At 36.5% G+C, this 21,801-nt stretch carries 27 protein-coding genes; 1 reads left to right on the top strand and 26 read right to left on the bottom strand.

All coding sequences use genetic code 11. The annotated features are described in order from the left end of the window. Positions 1 to 3: 3 nt before the first annotated feature. The 26 genes from DR017_RS00265 to DR017_RS00135 form a co-directional block, all read right to left on the bottom strand. On the bottom strand, positions 4 to 585 hold the full coding sequence (locus DR017_RS00265; RefSeq protein WP_002679183.1) for a hypothetical protein: 582 nt from the start codon (positions 583 to 585) through the stop codon (positions 4 to 6). Between the two features lie 14 nt (positions 586 to 599). Then, complete coding sequence (locus DR017_RS00260) at positions 600 to 887, bottom strand: YciI family protein (RefSeq protein ID WP_002678996.1); 288 nt, start codon at positions 885 to 887, stop codon at positions 600 to 602. 40 nt (positions 888 to 927) lie between these two features. After that, entirely contained in the window at positions 928 to 1,608 is a 681-nt protein-coding gene (locus DR017_RS00255) for an SDR family NAD(P)-dependent oxidoreductase (RefSeq protein WP_002678962.1), read from the bottom strand. Between the two features lie 487 nt (positions 1,609 to 2,095). After that, a complete protein-coding gene (locus DR017_RS00245) occupies positions 2,096 to 2,449 on the bottom strand; it encodes a VOC family protein (RefSeq protein WP_002679102.1) in 354 nt (117 codons plus the stop codon). Positions 2,450 to 2,503: 54 nt separating this feature from the next. Further along, positions 2,504 to 3,979, bottom strand: coding sequence for an SLC13 family permease (locus DR017_RS00240; RefSeq protein WP_002678938.1), 1,476 nt, complete (start codon positions 3,977 to 3,979; stop codon positions 2,504 to 2,506). 94 nt (positions 3,980 to 4,073) lie between these two features. After that, complete coding sequence (locus tag DR017_RS00235; protein WP_002679147.1) at positions 4,074 to 5,279, bottom strand: hypothetical protein; 1,206 nt, start codon at positions 5,277 to 5,279, stop codon at positions 4,074 to 4,076. Between the two features lie 13 nt (positions 5,280 to 5,292). Further along, a complete protein-coding gene (locus DR017_RS00230) occupies positions 5,293 to 5,820 on the bottom strand; it encodes an SH3 domain-containing protein (protein ID WP_002678995.1) in 528 nt (175 codons plus the stop codon). Beyond that, entirely contained in the window at positions 5,817 to 6,260 is a 444-nt protein-coding gene (locus tag DR017_RS00225; protein WP_002679125.1) for a hypothetical protein, read from the bottom strand. Before DR017_RS00225 ends, DR017_RS00230 begins: the two co-directional genes overlap by 4 nt. A 2-nt stretch (positions 6,261 to 6,262) precedes the next feature. Continuing rightward, the gene (locus tag DR017_RS00220; RefSeq protein ID WP_002679076.1) at positions 6,263 to 7,705 is read right to left on the bottom strand and encodes a lipopolysaccharide biosynthesis protein; all 1,443 of its coding nucleotides are present in this window, start codon (positions 7,703 to 7,705) and stop codon (positions 6,263 to 6,265) included. Between the two features lie 5 nt (positions 7,706 to 7,710). Further along, positions 7,711 to 9,054, bottom strand: a complete 1,344-nt coding sequence (locus DR017_RS00215) for a tetratricopeptide repeat protein (protein WP_002679081.1) — start codon at positions 9,052 to 9,054, stop codon at positions 7,711 to 7,713. Positions 9,055 to 9,071: 17 nt separating this feature from the next. Next, entirely contained in the window at positions 9,072 to 9,716 is a 645-nt protein-coding gene (locus DR017_RS00210) for a DUF6707 family protein (RefSeq protein WP_002679029.1), read from the bottom strand. A 6-nt stretch (positions 9,717 to 9,722) separates the two neighbouring features. After that, positions 9,723 to 10,649 (bottom strand): hypothetical protein, encoded by a 927-nt coding sequence (locus tag DR017_RS00205; protein ID WP_232501551.1) that lies wholly within the window; start codon positions 10,647 to 10,649, stop codon positions 9,723 to 9,725. Positions 10,650 to 10,676: 27 nt separating this feature from the next. After that, positions 10,677 to 11,366, bottom strand: a complete 690-nt coding sequence (locus DR017_RS00200) for an SMI1/KNR4 family protein (RefSeq protein ID WP_002679121.1) — start codon at positions 11,364 to 11,366, stop codon at positions 10,677 to 10,679. An 11-nt stretch (positions 11,367 to 11,377) separates the two neighbouring features. Then, positions 11,378 to 11,809 (bottom strand): hypothetical protein, encoded by a 432-nt coding sequence (locus DR017_RS00195; RefSeq protein WP_002679005.1) that lies wholly within the window; start codon positions 11,807 to 11,809, stop codon positions 11,378 to 11,380. Between the two features lie 11 nt (positions 11,810 to 11,820). Further along, positions 11,821 to 12,510, bottom strand: a complete 690-nt coding sequence (locus tag DR017_RS00190; RefSeq protein WP_002679143.1) for an SMI1/KNR4 family protein — start codon at positions 12,508 to 12,510, stop codon at positions 11,821 to 11,823. A gap of 9 nt (positions 12,511 to 12,519) precedes the next feature. Further along, complete coding sequence (locus tag DR017_RS00185) at positions 12,520 to 13,152, bottom strand: hypothetical protein (RefSeq protein WP_002678998.1); 633 nt, start codon at positions 13,150 to 13,152, stop codon at positions 12,520 to 12,522. A 32-nt stretch (positions 13,153 to 13,184) separates the two neighbouring features. Then, a complete protein-coding gene (locus DR017_RS00180) occupies positions 13,185 to 13,892 on the bottom strand; it encodes an SMI1/KNR4 family protein (RefSeq protein WP_002679189.1) in 708 nt (235 codons plus the stop codon). Between the two features lie 109 nt (positions 13,893 to 14,001). Beyond that, on the bottom strand, positions 14,002 to 14,457 hold the full coding sequence (locus DR017_RS00175) for a DUF1569 domain-containing protein (RefSeq protein WP_002667695.1): 456 nt from the start codon (positions 14,455 to 14,457) through the stop codon (positions 14,002 to 14,004). A 14-nt stretch (positions 14,458 to 14,471) separates the two neighbouring features. Further along, positions 14,472 to 14,918 carry a GyrI-like domain-containing protein gene (locus DR017_RS00170; protein WP_002679178.1) on the bottom strand — a complete coding sequence of 149 codons (447 nt, stop codon included), beginning with the start codon at positions 14,916 to 14,918 and terminating at the stop codon, positions 14,472 to 14,474. Positions 14,919 to 15,007: 89 nt separating this feature from the next. Beyond that, positions 15,008 to 15,676 (bottom strand): SH3 domain-containing protein, encoded by a 669-nt coding sequence (locus tag DR017_RS00165; protein ID WP_002679086.1) that lies wholly within the window; start codon positions 15,674 to 15,676, stop codon positions 15,008 to 15,010. 23 nt (positions 15,677 to 15,699) lie between these two features. Continuing rightward, a complete protein-coding gene (locus DR017_RS14220; protein ID WP_002679100.1) occupies positions 15,700 to 15,897 on the bottom strand; it encodes a hypothetical protein in 198 nt (65 codons plus the stop codon). A 240-nt stretch (positions 15,898 to 16,137) separates the two neighbouring features. Next, positions 16,138 to 17,757 (bottom strand): ABC-F family ATP-binding cassette domain-containing protein, encoded by a 1,620-nt coding sequence (locus DR017_RS00155; RefSeq protein ID WP_002679122.1) that lies wholly within the window; start codon positions 17,755 to 17,757, stop codon positions 16,138 to 16,140. A gap of 27 nt (positions 17,758 to 17,784) precedes the next feature. Beyond that, on the bottom strand, positions 17,785 to 18,273 hold the full coding sequence (locus DR017_RS00150) for a DUF1877 family protein (protein WP_002679046.1): 489 nt from the start codon (positions 18,271 to 18,273) through the stop codon (positions 17,785 to 17,787). A gap of 59 nt (positions 18,274 to 18,332) precedes the next feature. Continuing rightward, positions 18,333 to 19,028 carry a class I SAM-dependent methyltransferase gene (locus DR017_RS00145; RefSeq protein ID WP_002679104.1) on the bottom strand — a complete coding sequence of 232 codons (696 nt, stop codon included), beginning with the start codon at positions 19,026 to 19,028 and terminating at the stop codon, positions 18,333 to 18,335. Positions 19,029 to 19,121: 93 nt separating this feature from the next. After that, on the bottom strand, positions 19,122 to 19,604 hold the full coding sequence (locus tag DR017_RS00140) for an Lrp/AsnC family transcriptional regulator (protein ID WP_002678948.1): 483 nt from the start codon (positions 19,602 to 19,604) through the stop codon (positions 19,122 to 19,124). A gap of 102 nt (positions 19,605 to 19,706) precedes the next feature. Then, complete coding sequence (locus DR017_RS00135) at positions 19,707 to 20,753, bottom strand: M14 family metallopeptidase (RefSeq protein WP_002679097.1); 1,047 nt, start codon at positions 20,751 to 20,753, stop codon at positions 19,707 to 19,709. A gap of 388 nt (positions 20,754 to 21,141) precedes the next feature. On the opposite strand from DR017_RS00135, the gene DR017_RS00130 reads away from it, so the two are divergent. Next, positions 21,142 to 21,621: a helix-turn-helix domain-containing protein gene (locus DR017_RS00130; protein WP_002678959.1), complete on the top strand. Its 480-nt coding sequence runs from the start codon at positions 21,142 to 21,144 to the stop codon at positions 21,619 to 21,621. The last annotated feature ends 180 nt before the right edge of the window (positions 21,622 to 21,801 follow it).

The raw sequence follows: 21,801 nt of genomic DNA, 5'->3' as shown, positions 1-21,801 counted from the left end.
AGGTTACTGATTAATAGGATATATTTTAGGATGCTTAATTGCTTCTATCAATGCAGTGACTCTCTGGGCTATTGTCTTATTTTTGGAAGTATTTAAGGACTGAAGCAAAGGGATATTTGCTTCTAATAATTCCATAATAGCCACGTGGTAATAGTGTCGATCTAAGGATTTGACAAGTTTTAAAAACTCTTCATCCATAGTGCCATCATAGGTATCATTGAATAGTTTTTCTTTGTAGGCTTCATATTTGGCAACTTTTCCTTTCGTAGCTTTAAAATCTTTAGTTTGTGGAGACTGAGAACTATAATTTGCTGCCTCAAAAAGTGTGAGCATATCACGTAACAATATAACTTTGTTTGCTTTATCCTCTTCTAACAAAGCGAGATAAAATCTCATTCCCCAAGGAGAGAGCTTTATTAGCCACGCTTGTGATTCAAAACTATAGATAAGGTTTTGATAGTCTTTTTCAGTAGCTGCTCCATCAAGTATTTTTACTATACTTTGCTTTACTATATTAGCATTGGTTTCATAAGGGGTACCAAATCTTCGCCAAGGGAAATTTTTAATTAGTTGTTGTAAGTCCATTTGTTATTATAGTTTTAAGAGAGTACCTTCTCGAATGCTTCAGAGAATTTGGTAGGGATAAATTCAATAATTTGATAGGTAGCTATTCGATGCTCGTGAAAAGGATCTTGAGTAATGATGTCTAGTATTTCTTCCTTACTGCCCCCCTTACACAAAATTACCCCTCCCTTGCGAGGCACCTGTGCTCCTGAAGCAACAAAATGCCCTGAAGCATAATACTTATCTAAGTAAGCGCGATGGGCTTCTAAGTGTTTTTCAACCTCTGAAAGGTCTTTCTGATACGTTAAAATAATGATATACATATTATTAGATATTAGTTTTTATTCTTTACTCGTTAGTGTTTTAAGGCGTTGTATTGGCTACTTGTAAAACCTTTCCGTTGAATACTTCTCCCCCATTGAAAGCAAAATCAGCGATGTAGCGCGCCATTTGTTGTGGGGTGATATTAGCTTTATAATCAGGGAAGGCTTCGGTGAGCATCTCAGTCTGTACGGCTCCTAAGGCTAAGGTATTGAAGATAATACCACGCTCTTTATACTCTTCGGCTAAAAGCTCCGATAGGGTAATCAAGGCACCTTTGGAGGAGCTATATGCTGCCAAACCACCGAACTTCAAGCTCCCTTGTATGCCTCCCATACTGCTAATACTCACCACGTGTGCACCTTTCTCCATAAAAGGCAGTAGTTGTTGTGTGAGGAGTGCTACCCCAAATACATTCACTTTATATACTTCTAAAAAGTCGGTTTCTGTAAGGGCTTCAAAAGGTTTGTTGATGAGTTTTCCTGCGTTGTGAATCAAGATATCTACCTTTTGCCATTGCTCTTTTACAAACTGCGCTACGGCTTCTCTATCCGTAGCTAAGGTAATGTCAAAAGAGAAACAACGTACTTTGGGTAACTTCAGTGCTTCTATAGGAGCTGTATGCCGAGAAAGAGCTAAGATGTTATGCCCTTGAGATGCCAACTGTTGTACCAATTCAAAGCCTATTCCTCGGCTGGTACCTGTGATGATAATGTTCTTCATTTTTTTAATGTTCCTTACTTTTTAAAATTTACAAGATGCTAATCTATTATATTTTTCGTATTGAACAGATTGTTTCATAATTACTTCCAAACTTTCATTATTTATTGTTTTTATTGGTTGTAAGTTCTCATCCAATAAAGTATAATCTTTTGCTTTGAAAAAAGATAATAAATGATAAAGTATTTTATTGCAATCACTTCTGAAATCTATTCTTAAAGAAACTGAAGTAACCCTATTTTCTCTATCAAAAAATACTTCCAAACAGTTAGAATCAGTATTGCCATATATATATCTAAATTCTCACTCCAAGATTTAGTCTTTGGCAGAAAAGAGTTCACCTGCATAAAATCTTCTTTATGAATATTAGCGTGTTCCCATAATTCATATTCAAACTCGTCATTAGATATATCTTTCAATATATATTGATTAGGTATGATTGTAAATTGATATTGCCAAAGTGCCATAATTTATTATCCTAAGAGAGGTTTTATTTTTCTACTTTGTAATCTGTAAAACCTAATACATTTCCCGATGGGTCTAAAAACTCAATCGCCCACCCTGTTCTGATGGAAAACGGTGGACTCAAAAACGATACCCCCTTTCCTTGTAACTCATCATATATTTGTTTTACATCATCCACTTCGATCCAAATAGTTGGTTTCGTGTTAGGGAATTTCTTTTTATCTTTTAAAATAATGGCAGGTTCTTCATCTCCCACACTGAAAGCTATCATTCCTATTTCTGAAAAATCAAACTTGATTTTCAATTTTAAGACTTCTGTAAAAAACCGCTTGCTTTCCTCAAAATTTTCTGCAGGAAGAAAAAAATTATCGTAATTCATAATTTATAATTTATTTATCTAATATATACAAGTAAGATAATGATGCTTTTCATATTATCCTAATAAATGCATTTCACCTACTAAAAACAAGGTAAGATAGCCTATTATCATACTGATGATACCTATAATAAGTCCTATTTTTAGCATATCATTTTGTTTTACTAAACCTGTAGAGTACGCAATTGCATTGGGGGGTGTTGATATAGGCAAACACATTGCTGCTGAAGCCGATAAAGCTATACCGATAAGTATGGTAGAGGTACCTCCTATTTCGCCCAATCTTTCTTGCATTCCATTACAAATAGCCACCAAAATAGGGATTAACAAAGCTGCTGCTGCTGTGTTAGAAATAAAGTTACTGAGAACGTAACAAATAAGTCCTGAGGCAATCAACACTACAATAGGTGACCACGATCCAAAGGGTATGGTAGCGATAGCCAATTTAGCTAATCCTGATTCGTTGATGCCTAAACCTAAAGCAAAACCACCTGCTACCATCCAAATAACACTCCAATCAATCGATTGTAAGTCTTTAGCAGTAATCACTCCTGTAGCAGCAAAAATACCCATAGGTATTAAGGCTACGGTATTGGCATCAATACCCGTTAATTCACTGGGAATTAGCCATAAAAAAATGGTAATGACAAAAGTACCACTCACTACCCACATACGCCAGCCGCGGTGTACTTTACCCAAAATGTGTAAGTTGATTGTCTTTTCTTTCAAAGGAAAGAATTTCAGTATCAATCGCCACGAGATGAAGAGCAACAAAAGTACTAAGGGGAACATAAATGCCATCCACTCACCGAAATCAATACCCATATTTAGTCCTTTAGGATTGTTGAGAGCTTGCAAAGCAATGGCATTAGGAGGTGTACCGATAGGGGTAGCCATACCGCCTAAATTAGCAGCAATGGGGATACTCATCGTGAGCGCTGTACGTCCTTTACCACTCGCAGGTAGTACTACAAAAACAGGTGTAAGGAAAGTGAGCATCATCGCCGCTGTAGCCGTATTGCTTACAAACATTGAGAAAATACCCGTGATAAGCAGAAAGCCTAATAGTACATTTTCGCTCTTGCGCCCAAATGGACGTATTAGATTCTTGGCGAGCAATACATCTAAACCTGATTTAGTGGCAGCAATAGCCAAGAAGAATCCTCCAAGAAAGAGGATAATCACAGGGTTAGCAAAAGTAGCCATAATTTCTTCACTACTAAGCAGCTTTCCAAAAATCTCATTCTCTTCAGCTTTAAAGAAAAACAGACTGTGGTTAGAAACCGTTAAACACATTAGAGCGATAATACCCAATGAAGTAGCCCACGAAGGGATTGCTTCACTAATCCACATTAGGGTGGCAAATACAAAAATAGCGATAATTCGCTGATGTATCACTGTTAGACCATTGATATGGAATATGTCGGTAGGGAGATTCCACACTACAATGGTTAAAAACACTATACACATTAAGGCGATGAGGTGTTTTTTTTCAAAGTGATTGGTCATTACATTTTCTAATTCTTTAGGCATAATATTTTGGTAAGTTTAAAATTCAAAGTAATTTAAAAATGCACCGACAAAGGTACGTAAAAAAGAGTAACCTACCAAAGAAAAGCGATAGTTTTTATTGTCGAATTTCGTTGTTTTCAATAAATATAGATTTATGTAAATCTACTATTCCCAAACGCTCACGAGCAAGAAGCTCAATTTCTTGTTTATCTCTTTTCTTCTCATAATCAGTACACAAATCAGCTATAATGTCCTGTAATCCTCTTGCAGTTTTTCTATGATCACTTGCAAAGAATAAGGTATAAGTTTCAGCATCCCCTTGTTTGTATTCTTTCTTCTTTAGGATTTTTTGCAGACCTCGTATATATTTTGCTTTAGTGGCAACTTCTTTAGGTGTTAGAGGAGGAGGTACTACTTCTGTAGTTCTTCCAAGGAAAACATCAAACAATTCAAAAAACATATCTAATGCTTTTTCTCTTGTTTTGGCTTCCAATAAAAGTATACCCGACCATCCTCTACTATCATAAATAATATATCTTTTCTGTAACCAATGGTAGAATTCAGTTAATATTTTTTCACCAGGAATTTTGGTGTTATCTCGCAACATATATCCTATTAGAAAAACGTGAAAACATTCAACATCATATTTCTCTATATACTTCTCAGGTGAAGTTCTCACAAGCTCAATTAGCTCAATCAATGTCAAAGAGTTACTATCTTTTTTACTGTTTTCTAAACAAAAATCACCAAAGAGTTCGAAAAACTGCTTTAAGGCATTCTCTTCTGTTTTGAAAACTGAAAACAGCAAATTTGACCAGTTATTAGTTTTTTCATTAGGATATATCTGTTGTAGCCAAAGATAAAAGTCGCCTAATACTTTTGTTTGTATTGCAGGGTGTGCTTCTTGCCAATTATTGAGAAATATTTCCAAAGCGAAAATACTCTTTTTGCTAATATGTAGCTCAGGGTGAGGTTCTAAAAAAGCTATCAGTTCCTCTATTGATAAATCCTGAGAATGTTCAGAAAAATACTTATTATAGAATTCATCGAATAATAGGAAGAAGTAGAGCAAAGCTGCTTTTTCACTTTTCCACATAACAAAAAGCTTTTCTGCCCAATTATCAATATCCCTTGGGTATTTTTCTTGTAACCAAGGGAAAAATCCTTGTTGCAGCAATCGAAGCCCTACATCTTCCCCTTTATAGCGAAGAGCCCAACCATTGAAAAAAGTTTTGAGGTAAAATATATCATACTTCCTAATATACATTGGTGCTCGATATTTCATATATCTAAGAAGTTCTAAAGTAGTGATGTTTTTCATAATCAATAATGTTTTATATTCCCCATAAAGAAGCTTGCAATCTCTGAATATGAGGGTCTTCCACTACATCAATAATAGCTAAAATATGAGCTGGAATACGGATGTGATGAGTGAGCAATTCGTTTAATACATTTTGAAGGGCTACAAGATATTCATCATAGGAAATAAGTTCTTGGGCATTTTCAAGCGCTTTAACCACAATTTTATTTGAGGAACACTCCTCTTTTAGCTGACTAATGAACTCATTGGTAACCAATGCTATAGTATCTTTCTCTGGGTGGTATATATCAATATTTAATTCCTCTTGAATAATTGTAGTAGCTTCTTTTTCAGTAAGAGGAACTGTTCCATATATCCAATTATCGTCCCACATCTCCAACATTTCAATAACATCAAGTAAGCCATCAGGCATATCCATTTCTGCCCTTAAGCTAAATTGATAGTTGTAAAGGGCAACTTTTTCCGCATTATAACCTTCTTTCCAAAGAGCTTGTAAGCCTTGGATATAATAGACAATAGCTTTTATTTCTTCTGAAGTCATTTTATTACACTTAGTTTTTCTGGGGCATTAATAGGAATTCTTAGTTGTAAGTTAAGTTCAGAACGAGTGATTATATGGTTTGTATCTTCAAAATAGGCTTCCTTAAAGTACTCGCTATTATCTAAAAACAAAAACCATAAAAGTTCGCTACTCTCTTTATGGATAAGGTAAATAAAACCATCTCCTTCCCAACTACATTCACCTCCATACACTTCATATTGAGCATTTTCTGCCACCATTTGTGGATAGAGATTAGAAACATAATCCGCTTCATTATACTTAAAATAACTATCTAAAGTAGATTGACACAATATACGCAGGTGATACTCTTCCCCTAACCATTGCCCTTCTAAAACAAACATATCACCATTAGGGTAAGTAATAGATTTGATAATAGGATAAGTGTAATTTTCAAGAATGTTTTTGATACGTGGATGCATATTTATTTAAGTATTTTTAATAGTTCTTCTGACAAACAAAATTTGATAAGTGCCCATAACCAAAAGACTCCTACAAACAATGATTTCAAACCAATATTAATCAGCGGGTGAAACGGAAAATCCCAGAAGAAGAAACCTCCTATGGCTACGATACCAAAGAAGGTGGTCTGTAGTGTTTCTTTATAAAAAGGTTGTAAGTTGTATTTGCGATACACAAAACCCGACTTAAGAAGATTATACGAAGTAAAAGCTAAAAGAGTAGCAAATCCAGCTCCATTAATCCCATAAATAGGAATGAGCCACATATTCATTAAAACAGTGCCTATGACCAAGAAAATGCCCAAAAATAGCACTGTGCGATAGTAAGGAGAATTGAGTAATACTGCATTGCTGAAACCTACTAGGGCATCAGAGAGTTTCACTACGGATATGATGATAAGCACGCCAAGCCCTGTGCTATAATCCTTATCGGATAGGAGGGCGTAACACTGCTGGGCATTCACCACAATAAGCACACAAATGACCATACTCACAAAGTAAGTATTTACCGTACTGCGCTTGTACAAATCCGCAAGCTCTTGAGGCTTCTGTTGGTTCATAAATTGTGCTGTGAGGGGACTTACAATCTGGTACATACTGCGGTAAGGAATAGCAATCACTGTGGCGGTAAAGATAGCTACATTATACACCGCAATCTCACTAATAGGCAGGTATTGGTTGAGCATAAACTTATCTATGTCCATCAATACAGAAGCTACAGACCCCGATAAAATCACAAAAAGACTATATAAAAAAACTTCTTTCTTGTTCTTTGGCAATCCCCAAGCAAATTCTGGTCGGCGTACATAGAAAGCGAAAACGAACATCAAGAGCATACGCAAGGCATACACCCAGAACACCCCCCACATCAGTTGGTAAAAGTCAATAATACCAAAGTAAATGGCTACTAATAAAAGCATCACCCCTACCCTATGGAATACTTCTTTGAGGAAATTGCCAAAGACAGTTTTTAGCTGTACACGTGTCCACGCATAAGCAATCTCAAAGTAAGCCATTGCTACTGAAGTGAGGAAAATGAGTAAAACGTAATTGCGCACTTCTGTATTCTTTGCCGAAAGCCATTGAGCGATTTGTTCGTACCCGATTACCCCAATAAAGGTAGCAGGTACAATGATGAGCAAAGGTAAAAAGCAAAGCATTAGGTTGAATTTTGCTTGCTCTTCCTTATGCTGGTAAGCCGTATAATAACGTACTAAAGTATTATTTACTCCAAAAGCGATAAGTGGAGAAAGAATAGTAGCAGTGGAAGTAACATAACTCACCAAGCCATATTGTGCTTTGGAAAGGAAATAAGTAAATAAGAAAAGGGTGTTCAGTGCCCCTATGGCAAACCCCAAATAGGTAGCCACTACATTCTTAAACGACTGACGGAGCACTATGCCCATAATAATTACATTTTGAAGTTAAACTTGTTTTCAAAGAAAGATTGCCATTCGGGAGCTTTAGTAACGCCCATTTGATAATATTGCAATGCTGTATGCTCATCACCTACACCATAATAAGCTAAGGAAAGACGAAAATAATTGTTGAGTTCGTGTGGATAAATATGTACTATATCTGCAACAATAGGCAATGCATCTCCATATTTTTTGGTGAGGAACATCAAATCTACCCATTCAATAAGCGTATTATAAGAATAATCGCCATTTTGTACAGCCTTGCGATAGCCATATTCAGCTTCTTCAAGATTTTGGAATTCAAAATAATTCAATTCGGCATATCGACGCCAATAATAAGGCTCATTAGGTTCAAAAGTGAGTACTTTCTGAATATATTTCAAGGCTTTGCTGTGATTATGTCGCAAGTAATAAAAGTCGGCTAAGGTAATCCACGCTTTGTCTAATTGAGGATCTTCGTGAGTAGCTCTAAAATAATACTCTTCTGCTTTAGTATCATTATGCATTTTTTCATAGCAACGACCTATATGTAAATAAGCTAAAGCTGAAGGATCGTCAAGAGTGAGAGTAATTTTGTAGTTCTCAATGGCTTTTTCGTAATCTTCCATCATTTCGAGTACACGTGCTTTTTCAAAATAAGCCCCCGTGAAAGTATCGTCACTGATAATAGCAAAATCGAGGCAACGCAAAGCATTTTTGTAATCACCAATAGCCAAATAGAGTCTGCCGAGATAATACCAAGCAACTTCACAATAAGGATTTTGATCCAAGTAATGATTTAAGAAAGAAGTAGCCTCTTGTACATCGCCTAAAACTTCATAACAGAATACTAACTGTTGTAGCGCTGTATAGTCCTGAGGGTCTTGTTCTAAACATCTGATAAAATAGTTTTTAGCATTGGTATAATCCTCTACATAGAGGTATTCCATTGCTATTAAGGCATAAATATTGGAAGCATCATCAGTAAGAGTGAGGGCATATTGCAACAACTCAATAGCACGATGATGTTTATTCATTTTAGAATACAGATTAGCCTGCTGTGCGTGTACTTCGGCATTCATAGGTTCAAGCACGAGCAATTCATTGAGAATTTCTGACGCTTCCTCCAAACGGTCTTCAAACACCAGTTGCTCAGCATTTAGCAATTTCAGTGAAGACGCATCGGGGTGTTGCGATAATCCAATCTCTAAGGCACGTTTGGCTTTACTAATGCGCCCATATTCTACGTAATATTCTACAATCTCCTCAAATTCATCCACGTCAAAAAAGAGAATATTATTCTCTTTGAGCATTGATTCAAATTTGCTAACGGCGTAGTTTTCTTCTTCTGGTAACATTTATTTTAAAGATATTCTTAGTAATACTTTATAAATTTCTTATCCAGCAAGGCAGTGAGTTGTTCCGCTATAAGGATATCCATATAGTTTTGGAGCTCTTCCCTGCTGTTATAAGTAGGTTTTGAGAGCCAATTGGGGAAGTCGAGCGTTTTATAATCAACTTCTTCATTAATGAGTTTTACAGCAGAAGCGCTGGCAATAATTGCTATATGAATCCAAAGTTGAGAAGAGGCAGGATATTCATCTATTTCTTCTAAATCGTCTAAATTTTCATTAACAAAATAGAGTGATAAATATCGATGAAAATAGTAATCAAAAGCCTCCTGAGCTCCTTTGGTGCTTTTAAAATCGCTTACGGTTTTAAAATGAGAGAAACACGCTTTACGCTCTTCTGGAGATATGGTAGGTATGGCTGCAATCAAACAAAAAGAATTTTCTATAGGATACCATAGATCAAAATTTTCTGCAAAAGGTACTGCAAGCACTTCTGGTAAGAAAGCTAATAAGCCTTCGTATTGTTTGCTTACAAATAGACATCCTACAAGTTCATAAACAGTTTGTAGGTCTTTACTACTCTTGAGAGAAAGCTTTTTGCGGAGCTTTTCAATGAGTTTTTGCTGTTTTGGAGTAGTACAATAAGGTGCTAATATTTCTATATTCATAATGGCCTAATAATTTTTTAAATAAGTTACTAATTTCTTTTCTACAAATTCGGTCATAGTATCAGCTTGCTTGATGACCTTGGGTTTGGCGTATTCGTGGGCAAAGCAAAATATCTGCTGATTGTCAGGAATATAGAGCAACTTATCGCCATCACCGTATTTCCAAAACTCTCCAAGTACTAAATAGTCTTTGCCGTTGAACGTATCGGTATATAAGTCGGTAAAGCGGATTTCTACCCCTTCTAATCTGAGTTCCCCTATATGCTGGAAGAACAAAGTAAGCTCCTCAGAGAAAGCAACTCCCAAGTCTTGGCTCTTTTGGCTAATCTCCGCTAAAGGAATGCCTGCGGTAACCACATTATATTCATCAAAATCCTTCAGTACCTGCTTGGTAAGTTTGGGATATACAGCTGAAAGTCGCTCCCAATCTTCAGAAGTAGCGATTTGAGGGCTTGCCTGTTCTGTTTTTTCCCTTTTCTCTTTGAGTTCTTTGAGAGAAGCGGAAACAGCTGTGACAAGCTCTGTATCAGTAGCCTCTGTGAACCATTTTTTTAGAGGAGCACTATAGTTTTTTAATCCTACTTTCTTCAAATAATCAGGCAGTGCTTTGGGATTTGTTTTTAGAAAATAGAATTCTATCATATTGCGAATGAGAAAGTCCTTGCTAAAACACATCGTTTTTCCACTCTTGATATAATCCATCTTGAGAATACTAAAGTTCAAGAAGTGATCGTCCGCCAATGCCACTGGGGCGATTTCCTCCAAGGTAACACCTGCATCTTTTAGCGCTTTGTGCGTGTAATTTAGCACGGTAAAGCTAGGCATTTCTTCCTCAAATACTATATCTATAATAGTGCAAAGCTTATCTAATATCTGCTGATACTTTTCAGAAGCAATGAGTTGCTCCATTTGCTCTTTGTCTTTTTGCTCCATAGACATAACTGTAATGTTTTAATTGTTTTACCCCTCCAACTCCTTAGGATCTATCCCCAATACCTTGTGCCACGCTTGGGCGTTCTCACAGGTGGGGTCTATGCCTTTGCCTGCGGTATAAAAAGGCTCCCATTGCCAATCTTCTCCTCCAGTACAACCTACAGCAGCGTAGTTCATCAGGAATTCCTTAAAATTATCAGCTAAATAAGTGCCGAGATTGCTTGCACCATCGTGGCTGAGATACACAACCTTACCATAGTTCTCTGGCTCTAACTCAATAGCGATATAATCGCCGTTAACATTGATATGAAAACACAATTTGTTGTACCAAATACGGTCTTCGGGGTCTTCGTAATTAGGGAAGACATCAGCTGCCCATTCCTTGCGATGTTCCTCATAGTCTAAAAGTAAATCCAATCCAAAGAGCAATTCTCCACAATAGATGTGTGCCAAGGCATCGGGTATTATAGATTCATCTTCAATAGTTACATCATTCACATCCCAATAAAACTCCAAATGAGCGGTGTTTTCCAAAAGCACTTCGCGGAAATGAGGAGGCAATGTATAACCCAATTGCTCCTCTATAGCTTTAACTTCCTCTTCTGTAGCGGGTTTTTCTATCGCAAGAGGTTCTGTAGCCCCACCAAGGTCTTCTATCTTTTCTAAAAATAGGTTTAAACGCTTTTTAAAAAGCTCAAAATTAAAGGGTATCGCCATAATGCTATTTATTAATTGTTTGTTTCCTCCTTATCTTCAAGTCTTATTGTATTGACTTCGCCTAATTTCTTGGATTTCCATACCCTTTCGGCTTGGAATTTGTTCAATCCTACAAAAAGAGAAGCACATTGTAATATCTCTTCCTTAGAAAATGCCTGTTGACTGATAGCAAACCAATCATCCCCATTGATAAGGCTCAGCTTGAGGTGAAAAAGTTTTTCTCCTGCTACTTGCCCTTTTACTTTGTCTACAATACGAGCGGCTGGGATTATGGTAACTTGTACTTTATCTATGGCAGGCATTTCTCTTCTTGTCACAGCTTCATTGCCATTGTGAGCTAAGGTATCTGCTTGCGTTTCTTGGTAATCATCCTCTACAAATAATTGCCATAGGTCGCCATTTTCCGAAAAGTATTCTATCCATTTCATCTTTTTGTTATTCATTTTCTTACTTTTTACCCTTCCAACTCCTTTGGGTTTATCCGCAATACCTTATACCAAGTTTTAGCGTTCTTTGAGGTAGGGTCTATGCCTTTGTCTTGGGTATAAAAAGACTCCCATTGCCAATCTTCTCCTCCAGTACAACCCACAGCAGCATAGTTCATTAGGAATTCCTTAAAGTTATCGGCTATATAAAGTCCGTGATTTTCACTACCATCGTGGCTGAGATACACAACCTTTCCATAATTCTCAGGTTCCAGCTCAATAGCGATAAAATCACCGTTTCTTACTTTTTGAAAAGCCATTTTATTATGCCAAACACGGTCGTATTTATCTTCATAATTAGGAAAAACATCTTTTTGCCAACTTGCTCTGCGTTTTTCATAAAGTAATAAGAGGTCTAATCCAAAACGCAAGACCCCACAAAAGATTGCGTTTAAATCATCAGGAGGAAAGTCCTCATCTTCATCTGTAATGTCGTTGATATCCCAATAAAATTCCAAATGGGCGGTGTTTTCCAAGAGTACTTCGCGGAAATGAGGAGGCAATGTATAGCCTAATTTTGATTCTACGGCTTTGATTTCGTCCTCTGTAGCGGGTTTTTCTATTGTAAGAGGTTCTACCTCGCCACCAAGGTCTTCTATCTTTTCTAAAAATAGGTTTAAACGCTTTTTAAAAAGCTCAAAATTAAAGGGTATCTTCATTTTTTGAGGTTATTTATTATTTTTTAAGATGGTTTCTAAGGGTTCTGTTAGTAAAGTGATTTCAAAAGGGTCGTGCCTAAACTCATAAACATTCTTATTGGCATCTATCCCGATAAAATCGCCGTCTCCATCGGTTATATCCTGTATGTGATAATAGATTTTGTCGTTTAAAGACACTTCGTATAAGTCATTAGGAGTTATATATTGCCGTGCTTCTTTGGGAAGGAGCTTTTCAATAGGGCTATCATCTAAATACTTTATGCGAATGCGGGAAGTATCTATCCCTACCGCCTCAGCTTGCCACTTCAGAAAGTCGTTATTAGCTGTAATATACACCAATAACAATCCATAAGCTACATTCCAACTCACCACACTACTTTTGCCTGTCTCAACCGACTGTATTACGATATTTTCAATCAAGAAATTCCGTCCTTTTTTGTCTTCATACTTGTTGAGCAAAGGAATATCCAAACGCAGTTGGTAGCGCTGTCCTTCGGGCTTCTTTATTCCTTTGATAATTCCTTCTGTAAGTTGTTTTTGCAGGAAATGAAAACGCTGAGGCAGTGCAAGACTTATTTTTACAAATAACTCTTGCATTGCAGGGGTAAAAGTAGGTTTCTTTTTGAATAGATTACCTAACATATTTCTATTTTTTTAGTGTAACTAATACTTTTTTACCCTTCCAACTCCTTTGGGTCTATCCCCAATACCTTATACCAGGTTTTGGCGTTCTTTGAGGTAGGGTCTATGCCTTTGCTTTTAGAATAAAAAGACTCCCATTGCCAATCGTCTCCTCCAGTACAACCCACAGCAGCGTAGTTCATCAGGAATTCCTTAAAGTTATCGGCTATATAAAGCCCGTGGTTTTCACTACCATCGTGGCTCACATACACAACCTTGCCATAATTCTCTGGTTCTAACTCAATAGCAATATAATCGCCGTTGCCTACTTGGTGAAAAGCCATTTTGTTATGCCAAACACGATCGTATTCGTTATTGTAATCGGGATATACGTCCTCTTCCCAGCCCTTGCGACTTTCTTCATAGCCTAAAAGCAAATCCAATCCAAAAAGCAACTCTCCAGAGGAGATTTCTGCTAATTCATCAGGGAGAAAAACTCCATTTTCTTCGTCCTCATAGTCCTCGTCTTCATCTGTATAGATACTCCAATAAAATTCCAAATGGGCGGTATTTTCCAAGAGCACTTCGCGGAAATGCGGAGGCAATGTATAGCCTAATTTTGCCTCTACAGCTTTGATTTCTTCCTCGGTAGCAGGTTTTTCTATCGTAAGAGGGTCAGTCTCACCACCAAGGTCTTCTATCTTTTCTAAAAATAGGTTTAAACGCTTTTTAAAAAGCTCAAAATTGAAGGGTATCGCCATAATGCTATTTATTTTTTTTTTAAAATAATTGTTTGTTTTCTCCAAAGTGCAATTCAAAGTGCAAATTTTTCTCTCTGGAATTTGCTCTTTTGCACTTTGAAAATCCTTGTTACGCTCCAAATTGTCGCAGATGATGGTCAAAATGCTTCCATTGTAGGATTCCCCACTCATCAGGAGTGAGTTTACCAAAGAAAGAATGTGGATGTTGACTGCATTTTTCCCTTCCATTGTTATAAAAAAGGGTTATCAGCTCTTTAGCTCGTTGCTTTTCTTTCTCAAAATCCTCCATAGAGATGTCTGTGATGACATACATCTTATCAGTAGGGGAATTTTTGGGCATAGGCTGGTCATTGATAAATTTTTTCTTTACTAATTTTCCTATAAGCCTACCGATAAATGCTCGCTTGGGGAAGTTTTTCCCTAAAGGAGTTTCTAAAGAAACGTTCAAATGGGCTAACATCTGTACAATGTTCATCTTTCCCCACTGACGCACAGCATCTACTTTCAGATTTTCTAACCGATTGAGTATTTCGTTCTTATCTGCTTCGTTATATAAATTTTTCATTTGCTTATTTAGAGTTATTTGTTCTCTTTTACACCTATAAAAATATCTACTTCGGAGGTATCTCCTTGCTGAGATTTCTCGGTGTAGCGCTCATAGTCATATATATAAGTACGATTGAGTGTGGCGTCGTTGTCCCAGATATGTTGCCACATTGCCCCTACTGCCTGAGGCATAGCACCTTTGGCTACAAACTTTTGAAAGGTTTGTTCTGGGAATTCCCTGCCCTCTAAGCCGTCGGGAATCGTGCTGAGCGAGGTAACTTCCACTCCTATTATACAAGTGTAAGGCTCGGTATAGTCCTTTTGGTAATCAGTGTAAATGCTGTAAATGGTATCGCTTACCTTATTGGGTATTTTTGCCAAAATTTGCTCGCTAAAAAAGCGTTGCCAAAGGTTCCCGATGTCTTGCATCGCTTGTCCGTTCTGATTGGTAGTGCGTACACTAATTCCAACGATTTTCATTTTCTTTGTATTTAATAGTTTTTAATAAATTCTTTTTAACTCCTTACAAACTTGCCAATACTCTCTAAAAGTTGGGGTTTGTCTTCCTTTTAATTAAAATGGCCTACCTCTCTTGTTTTATAAACACCCTTTACAATCTGCCAACAAACATCATAGCCCCCTGCTCCTGTACCATTTTGAGCCTCTATATAGATAATATCGTCTTCTTTGTCATAATAAACGGATGTTTCACTAAAGGCAGGTACATACATATCCGTATAAGCACTTTTAGGAATATTCACTTGTTTGCCATTAATGCTCACCACAAAACTCTTATATTCCGTCTCTGGCTCAGAGCCATCAGTTCCTTCAAAAGGTTTTCCATCTATTTTGTATTCGTAATGGTCGCCTTTGTTTTCTTTGGTAAAGACATGTTTTTTCTTATCGTATTTTTGAGCAGTAAGCTCTACACGAATTCCCATACCTGAAAAAGTAATGGCATTATCGCTTTCTTTTTCTTTCTTAATGGAAAGAAATGTATAAGTAGGTTTCAGTCTGCTGTTATGAATATACCCTTTATCTATGTAATGCCACTTACTTATATCTTCATCAGCATGAAATATATAAACAAGTTTATTATTAGGGAGTGTCCCTAGTATTTTACTTTTGACATTTTCTTTTTCACGGATATTTACATAGCTATCTTTGTCCTTTACCACAAAGAATTGACCAAAAGCACACTGGGAAATTAACAAAAATAAGAATACTATTCGCTGCATAGTCTATTTTTTTGATTGTTCAGTTAAATAAAAAAAACATCAATATTTATTTCATTAGAGGTGTACTCATTCCCATATAAGTCCTTAACTACAGCTCTTAGAGTAGCACCTTTGCCTTTTAGTCTTGCTAATTCTTTTATTTTATCCCATAGATGGTAAGATATTGTATCGTCCTCTTCTTCTATAAAGCCTACATCCCTGACATGTATAGGATTTTTCAATTCAAATATTGTTTTTTCAGCTAAAGGTTGAAGAATTTCAAAGATAGATTCGCAAAATTTACTATATTCCTTCTCTGTATCACTTATAATGACATTTATTACCCAATGAGGGGTTTCATCAGGCGAAAATTCTTTGAAGTTTGTTAGAGATATTTTTGTTTTTTCTATAGTTTGATCAATAGTAATTTACTTAAAGACTTTGACAAAGTTTTTAAACTTTGTCAAAGTCAAGTATAATTGTTATTGTTTGTACATTTTTTCTCTCAATTCCTGAATATTTTTGTCGTCCATATACTCATCAAAGGTCATATAACGGTCGATAATACCACTAGGGGTGAGTTCGATGATACGATTAGCAACGGTTTGCGAAAATTCGTGGTCGTGAGTGGTGAAAAGCACGGTACCTTTGAAGTTTTTCAGCGAGTTGTTGAAGGCGGTGATGCTCTCCAAATCCAAGTGGTTGGTAGGTTCGTTGAGCATTAGCACATTGGCGCGCAACATCATCATACGGCTGAGCATACAGCGCACTTTCTCGCCTCCTGAGAGCACTTTACAGTTTTTGAGGGCTTCCTCGCCACTGAAAAGCATCTTGCCCAAGAACCCGCGCACATATACTTCCTCGCGTTCTTCCTCTGTTTTTGCCCATTGGCGTAACCAATCCACCAAGGAAAGGTCTTGAGTGAAGAAATCGGAGTTATCCACGGGCAGATAAGACTGCGAAGTGGTAATTCCCCAAGCAAAGGTACCCGCATCGGGCTTGAGGTTGCCGTTGAGAATCTCATAAAAAGCAGTGGTGGCACGTGAATCCTTAGAAATCACGGCTACTTTGTCGTCTTTGGCCAAATTGATATCCACATTCTTAAACAATACCTGTCCGTCCACAGACGCGGCGAGGTTTTCCACATGTAGGATTTGGTCGCCCGCCTCACGGTCGCGGTCAAAGATGATCGCAGGGTAACGACGAGAGGACGGTTTGATTTCCTCAATATTGAGTTTCTCCAGCATCTTCTTACGAGAGGTTGCCTGTTTTGATTTGGCCACGTTGGCACTAAAGCGTGCGATAAATTCTTGCAACTCTTTGGCTTTCTCTTCCGCCTTTTTGTTCTGTTGCGCACGCTGACGGGCTGCCAACTGACTACTTTCGTACCAGAAAGTATAGTTACCCGAAAAATGGTTAATTTTTCCGAAGTCAATATCGGAGATATGGGTACAAACGGCATCAAGGAAGTGGCGGTCGTGGGAAACGACAATCACTGTATTGTCGTAATTTGCCAAAAAGTTCTCCAGCCAGCTGATAGTCTCGAAGTCGAGGTCGTTCGTAGGCTCGTCCATTATGAGTACATCGGGGTTGCCAAAGAGTGCTTGTGCCAAAAGTACACGAACTTTAAGCTTGCCGTCCATTTCGGACATTAGGGTATAGTGCATATCCTCAGAGATGCCCAAATTGGAGAGCAGGGCTGCCGCATCACTCTCGGCATTCCAGCCATTCATCTCGTCGAACTGTATTTGTAGCTCACCAATGCGTTCGGCGTGCTCATCGGAATAGTCGGCATAGAGGTCGTCCATCTCTTTTTTGACTTTGGAGAGGACTTTGTTGCCCATAATCACCGTGTCTAAAACGGTGTAATCGTCATAAGCGTAGTGGTCTTGCTCAAGCACCGACATACGCTTGCCCGGTTCGAGGATCACACGCCCCGAAGTAGGTTCTTGCTTGCCTGAAAGGATTTTAAGGAAAGTAGATTTGCCTGCCCCATTGGCACCGATGATGCCGTAGCAGTTGCCTTGTGTAAAGGTTACGTTTACCTCGTCGAAGAGGACGCGTTTTCCGAATTGTACGGATAAATTGGATACTGATAACATTGTTAATGATTAATGTTTAATGATTAATTAAAGGTCTACGGTAAAAATAGTATTTAGTTGGTTCTTCAAAGCATATTTATAAAAATCTAATACCCCTTTGCTCCAACTCAACAAATAGTTAAGTTCTTCCTCGTTTTTAGTATATGAGTAGTCTGAGGGAATTTTGTCAAAATTCTTTTTGATTATCTCTTGTAGATTATTCTCTTCAAGATAGTCTACAATTTTTTGAATATTATCGAGGTCATTTACAAATATTACACAATCATTATGATCCAATAATAAATAACCTCCAAAAACAATATTAGGAGCTATTCCTTCTTCTTTGTACCAATCACCCTCACAAAGACAATAGTGAATGCCTTCCCACGCTTTATCTATCTGATAACTTTTGGGTGTACCCAAGAGATTTTCTTCAATAGTGTTGAGCATATAAGCATACATCTTGTCATCATCTTGTTCTGCAATAGCATCTACTTGCTCATCACTAAGTGCATAAAAAACGCCTAATCGTGCCATATCGTTTATTCTAAAGTTTAAAAAATGCAAAAGTACGGAATATTTGTAAGATATGGAAATTACTTTTCTGCAGTGATTATTAGTGCCATGGATTTTTCTTTATCAAAAGAGTCTTTTTTGAAATTACCATATAGGTTGATGGCTTGAAATCCTATTTGGGAGAGCCACTGGGTAAGTTCATCGGCGAAAATAGGCTGTAACAGTTCCTCATTTTCTATGGTATCGTCCAAAATAGTCTTGAAACGAATTTTTCCTTCCTTATTGAGATAGTAAAATCGCTCAAACTTCACCTTATCGTTGGCTATCAAGGGGAGATTACCGAGGTAATCGCCTTGTTGCTGGGCAAAATATTTTTCAAAATTGACCAATTGCAGGACAAGTTTACCCTCTTGGGTGAGTTGTCCATAAACTTTTTGCAAAAAGAGCTGTATGGAAGCCTTACTATCCAAATGTGGGAGCGTATTACCGATACAAACAATGTTATCAAAGGTGGAAAGCTCATCAATAGTAAGCATATTGCGCTGTTGTACAGTAATACCTTTTTCGGCAGCTTTGGCAATCAATCGTTCACTGAGGTCGATAGCGGTAACTTCGTATCCTTGTGAGTTTAGGTAAGCGGTAAGATTGCCCGTAGCAGCACCTACATCGAGGACGGTATGCCCTTGGAGTTCATCCGCAAAAAATGTTTGATGAGCTGGAGATAACGGAAAGATAAAGTCGTATTTTTCAGCAATTTCGTTGTAGAATTTTGACATAATAAATAACAGATTTTTAAATAATAAAATATTTTTATAACAAAAGAGCTGCCTATTTTTAGGTAGCTCTTTCAAAGTTGTTTAAATATTATTTTATTGTAATTCACGAAAAGCTTTATGCAATAGACGACGCTTGTCGTTAATAGATTCTTCCATAGAAATCATAGTTTCAGAACGAGCTACCCCTTGAATATCATCTATCATATAGATCACTTCTTTGGCGTGTTTAGTGTCACGAGCTCGGATTTTACAAAAGATATTGTACTGTCCTGAAGTAATATGTGCTACTGTTACAAAAGGAATTTCTTCCAAACGTTCTAATACAAACTGAGCTTGATGATTACGCTCTAAAAAAATTCCTACATACGCTATAAAAGTATAGCCCAATCGTTCATAATCTACTGTGAGTGTAGAGCCTTTAATGATACCAAGTTCCTCCATTTTTCGTACTCTCACGTGAACAGTCCCTGCTGAAATTTCCAACTGCTTGGCTATCTCAGTAAAAGGGGTTCGGGTATCATCAATCAATAGATCTAATATTTGATGATCAGTTTCATCTAATTTGTATCTCGCCATCTATTATATTTTTATAATTTACTCAGCGTGCAAAGTAAGTATTTTATTTTGAATTATCCAAATAAAAAGACTTATATTTTGCATTTTCTTTCTTATTTTGTGTTAAAGGTTTTGTAAATCTAAACTATTTTCAATAGAACTTTTATTGATAGGAGCTATTAGATATTTAGACAGAGGCATTTCTCTATGTCCATATTTAGTGGATAAATCTCCTATTTCGGCAATATAAGGGACAAACAAAATTTTAGCATTTTCTAAGATTTCTTTGTAAAGAATACCTACATCATTACCACTATGTGTATCATCACGTAAGATAATATCATAAAAACATTTGTCGTTTTCTGGTATATTGAAATAATCCGTATAATTTACATTTGTAACATAAGAAGTAGCAATATATTCTAATGCTGTTAAAATTGCTATCGCTATGTAAGATCTTGTATGTTCACGATTGTAATCATTGGGGTAATGTCCTGCTTCAAAAAGGATTGTAGGTGTACCTAATGAAGTATATTTATCTCCTGTACAGTTGATATTAAAACTATCATCAAAACGTGCTATTTGATTGGGTATATGATGTTGTAAAATGCTATTCATTACAACAATAACTTCCATTGCCTTTTGACGGATTTCATTGACACTACGTTCTTTATTATAAGCAGGAGCTAAGAAAGAAACAGTAGCAGGAAAAGGGGTTTGCCCTACACTAAAAATAGTTCTTTGGTCGTGTAAATTAAAACAATAATCAGGCTGCACAAGGTCATAAGCTTTACGCAAACATTTGCTTTCAGGCTGTGTAAGTTCGTGAGCATCACGATTGAGGTCGACATTGTTAAAGTTCACACGTGTAAACAGTTCAGATCCGTCAGGATTGAGCATTGGTATACAATAGATACTCAATTCCGATAAAACATTAGCTGTTTGAAGTCTCAGCAAAACATCAAAAAGAGCCTTAGTTGTAGTTGATTCATTACCGTGCATTTGTGACCAAAGTAGTATTTTTTTATTCCCCTTACCTACTCTATACAAGTTGATAGGTATACCTTTCACTGAACTACCCAAATGAATAACTTCATCAAAAGGATATTCATCTAAAAGAGGGGTAATCATTTGATAGGTAATATAACGTCCTAAAAGTTCTTTTTCCATTTTCTTTTCCCTTTTTATATAGATTATTATAAGGACAAAAGTAAGAAATATTTAGTAGATAACAATTATATATACATAAAATTTTGATTAGGATATTTTATTACATAAACATCTATCTAATTACATTTGTATACAATTTTACAATGTAAGAAATTACAGTTGTAACATCTATAAAAATAGAGAATAAGTATTTATAGTAGATAACTCCCAGGAAAATACATATAAATTATTTTTATAATGAATATATAAATAATTATATATGATATAATTACATTGATAATATAAATTGATACTTAAATTTTTGAAATAAATAATTTTGTTTAAATTTGTATATATCAAAATATTGATTTACATTTGTGCATTATTGATAAAATTGATAAAAATTACAATGTTAAACACATCAGACTTTTCCATTCGCTTGCAACAAGTGATGGATTATTATGGATTAAATGCGGCAGCTTTTGCTGATGCTTTAGAAATTCAACGTTCAGGGATATCACATCTTTTATCGGAGCGCAATAAACCGAGTTTAGACTTTATACTAAAACTCATAGAAAAATTTCCAGATGTGGATATGTACTGGATTACTCAAGGAAAAGGAACTTTCCCTCGCAAAGAAGAGAAAGAAGTTTCTGTACCTAAAAAAATACAACAGCCAGACTTATTTAGTGATATTCCAGAAATAGAAATGGAAAGCTCCTCTCCTACTCTATCTTCTCCTATTAAAGAAGAAAAAAAAGTTAGTTTAGATAAAGAGGTATCAGAATTATCTCATTTACCTTCTATAGTGAATAATACTGTGGGAAAGAAAATTAAGCGCATTATCTTTTTTTATGAAGATAATCATTTTGAAGTTTTTGATAGTTAGGTACAAGAAAATAGCCCCAAATTTGACCCAGCTATTTTAAGAAGTTAGGCGTAATTAGTTGACTATCAGACTAATTACGCCTATTTTGTAGCGGGAACTGGACTCGAACCAGTGACCTTCGGGTTATGAGTTTTACAATCATTAATAAAAATATTGATTATCAATGCTTTTTAGATTCAA

The organism is Capnocytophaga sputigena (assembly GCF_900446695.1).
Taxonomy (GTDB): domain Bacteria; phylum Bacteroidota; class Bacteroidia; order Flavobacteriales; family Flavobacteriaceae; genus Capnocytophaga; species Capnocytophaga sputigena.
The sequence above is the reverse complement of the archived record's forward strand: the minus strand, read 5'-3'. Positions and strand labels throughout refer to the sequence as shown.

Coding starts and splice junctions, on each gene's coding strand:
- DR017_RS00265 (WP_002679183.1), bottom strand. CDS start 585: ATGGACTTACAACAACTAATTAAAAATTTCCCTTGGCGAAGATTTGGT.
- DR017_RS00260 (WP_002678996.1), bottom strand. CDS start 887: ATGTATATCATTATTTTAACGTATCAGAAAGACCTTTCAGAGGTTGAA.
- DR017_RS00255 (WP_002678962.1), bottom strand. CDS start 1,608: ATGAAGAACATTATCATCACAGGTACCAGCCGAGGAATAGGCTTTGAA.
- DR017_RS00245 (WP_002679102.1), bottom strand. CDS start 2,449: ATGAATTACGATAATTTTTTTCTTCCTGCAGAAAATTTTGAGGAAAGC.
- DR017_RS00240 (WP_002678938.1), bottom strand. CDS start 3,979: ATGCCTAAAGAATTAGAAAATGTAATGACCAATCACTTTGAAAAAAAA.
- DR017_RS00235 (WP_002679147.1), bottom strand. CDS start 5,279: ATGAAAAACATCACTACTTTAGAACTTCTTAGATATATGAAATATCGA.
- DR017_RS00230 (WP_002678995.1), bottom strand. CDS start 5,820: ATGACTTCAGAAGAAATAAAAGCTATTGTCTATTATATCCAAGGCTTA.
- DR017_RS00225 (WP_002679125.1), bottom strand. CDS start 6,260: ATGCATCCACGTATCAAAAACATTCTTGAAAATTACACTTATCCTATT.
- DR017_RS00220 (WP_002679076.1), bottom strand. CDS start 7,705: ATGGGCATAGTGCTCCGTCAGTCGTTTAAGAATGTAGTGGCTACCTAT.
- DR017_RS00215 (WP_002679081.1), bottom strand. CDS start 9,054: ATGTTACCAGAAGAAGAAAACTACGCCGTTAGCAAATTTGAATCAATG.
- DR017_RS00210 (WP_002679029.1), bottom strand. CDS start 9,716: ATGAATATAGAAATATTAGCACCTTATTGTACTACTCCAAAACAGCAA.
- DR017_RS00205 (WP_232501551.1), bottom strand. CDS start 10,649: ATGGAGCAAAAAGACAAAGAGCAAATGGAGCAACTCATTGCTTCTGAA.
- DR017_RS00200 (WP_002679121.1), bottom strand. CDS start 11,366: ATGGCGATACCCTTTAATTTTGAGCTTTTTAAAAAGCGTTTAAACCTA.
- DR017_RS00195 (WP_002679005.1), bottom strand. CDS start 11,809: ATGAATAACAAAAAGATGAAATGGATAGAATACTTTTCGGAAAATGGC.
- DR017_RS00190 (WP_002679143.1), bottom strand. CDS start 12,510: ATGAAGATACCCTTTAATTTTGAGCTTTTTAAAAAGCGTTTAAACCTA.
- DR017_RS00185 (WP_002678998.1), bottom strand. CDS start 13,152: ATGTTAGGTAATCTATTCAAAAAGAAACCTACTTTTACCCCTGCAATG.
- DR017_RS00180 (WP_002679189.1), bottom strand. CDS start 13,892: ATGGCGATACCCTTCAATTTTGAGCTTTTTAAAAAGCGTTTAAACCTA.
- DR017_RS00175 (WP_002667695.1), bottom strand. CDS start 14,457: ATGAAAAATTTATATAACGAAGCAGATAAGAACGAAATACTCAATCGG.
- DR017_RS00170 (WP_002679178.1), bottom strand. CDS start 14,918: ATGAAAATCGTTGGAATTAGTGTACGCACTACCAATCAGAACGGACAA.
- DR017_RS00165 (WP_002679086.1), bottom strand. CDS start 15,676: ATGCAGCGAATAGTATTCTTATTTTTGTTAATTTCCCAGTGTGCTTTT.
- DR017_RS00155 (WP_002679122.1), bottom strand. CDS start 17,757: ATGTTATCAGTATCCAATTTATCCGTACAATTCGGAAAACGCGTCCTC.
- DR017_RS00150 (WP_002679046.1), bottom strand. CDS start 18,273: ATGGCACGATTAGGCGTTTTTTATGCACTTAGTGATGAGCAAGTAGAT.
- DR017_RS00145 (WP_002679104.1), bottom strand. CDS start 19,028: ATGTCAAAATTCTACAACGAAATTGCTGAAAAATACGACTTTATCTTT.
- DR017_RS00140 (WP_002678948.1), bottom strand. CDS start 19,604: ATGGCGAGATACAAATTAGATGAAACTGATCATCAAATATTAGATCTA.
- DR017_RS00135 (WP_002679097.1), bottom strand. CDS start 20,753: ATGGAAAAAGAACTTTTAGGACGTTATATTACCTATCAAATGATTACC.
- DR017_RS00130 (WP_002678959.1), top strand. CDS start 21,142: ATGTTAAACACATCAGACTTTTCCATTCGCTTGCAACAAGTGATGGAT.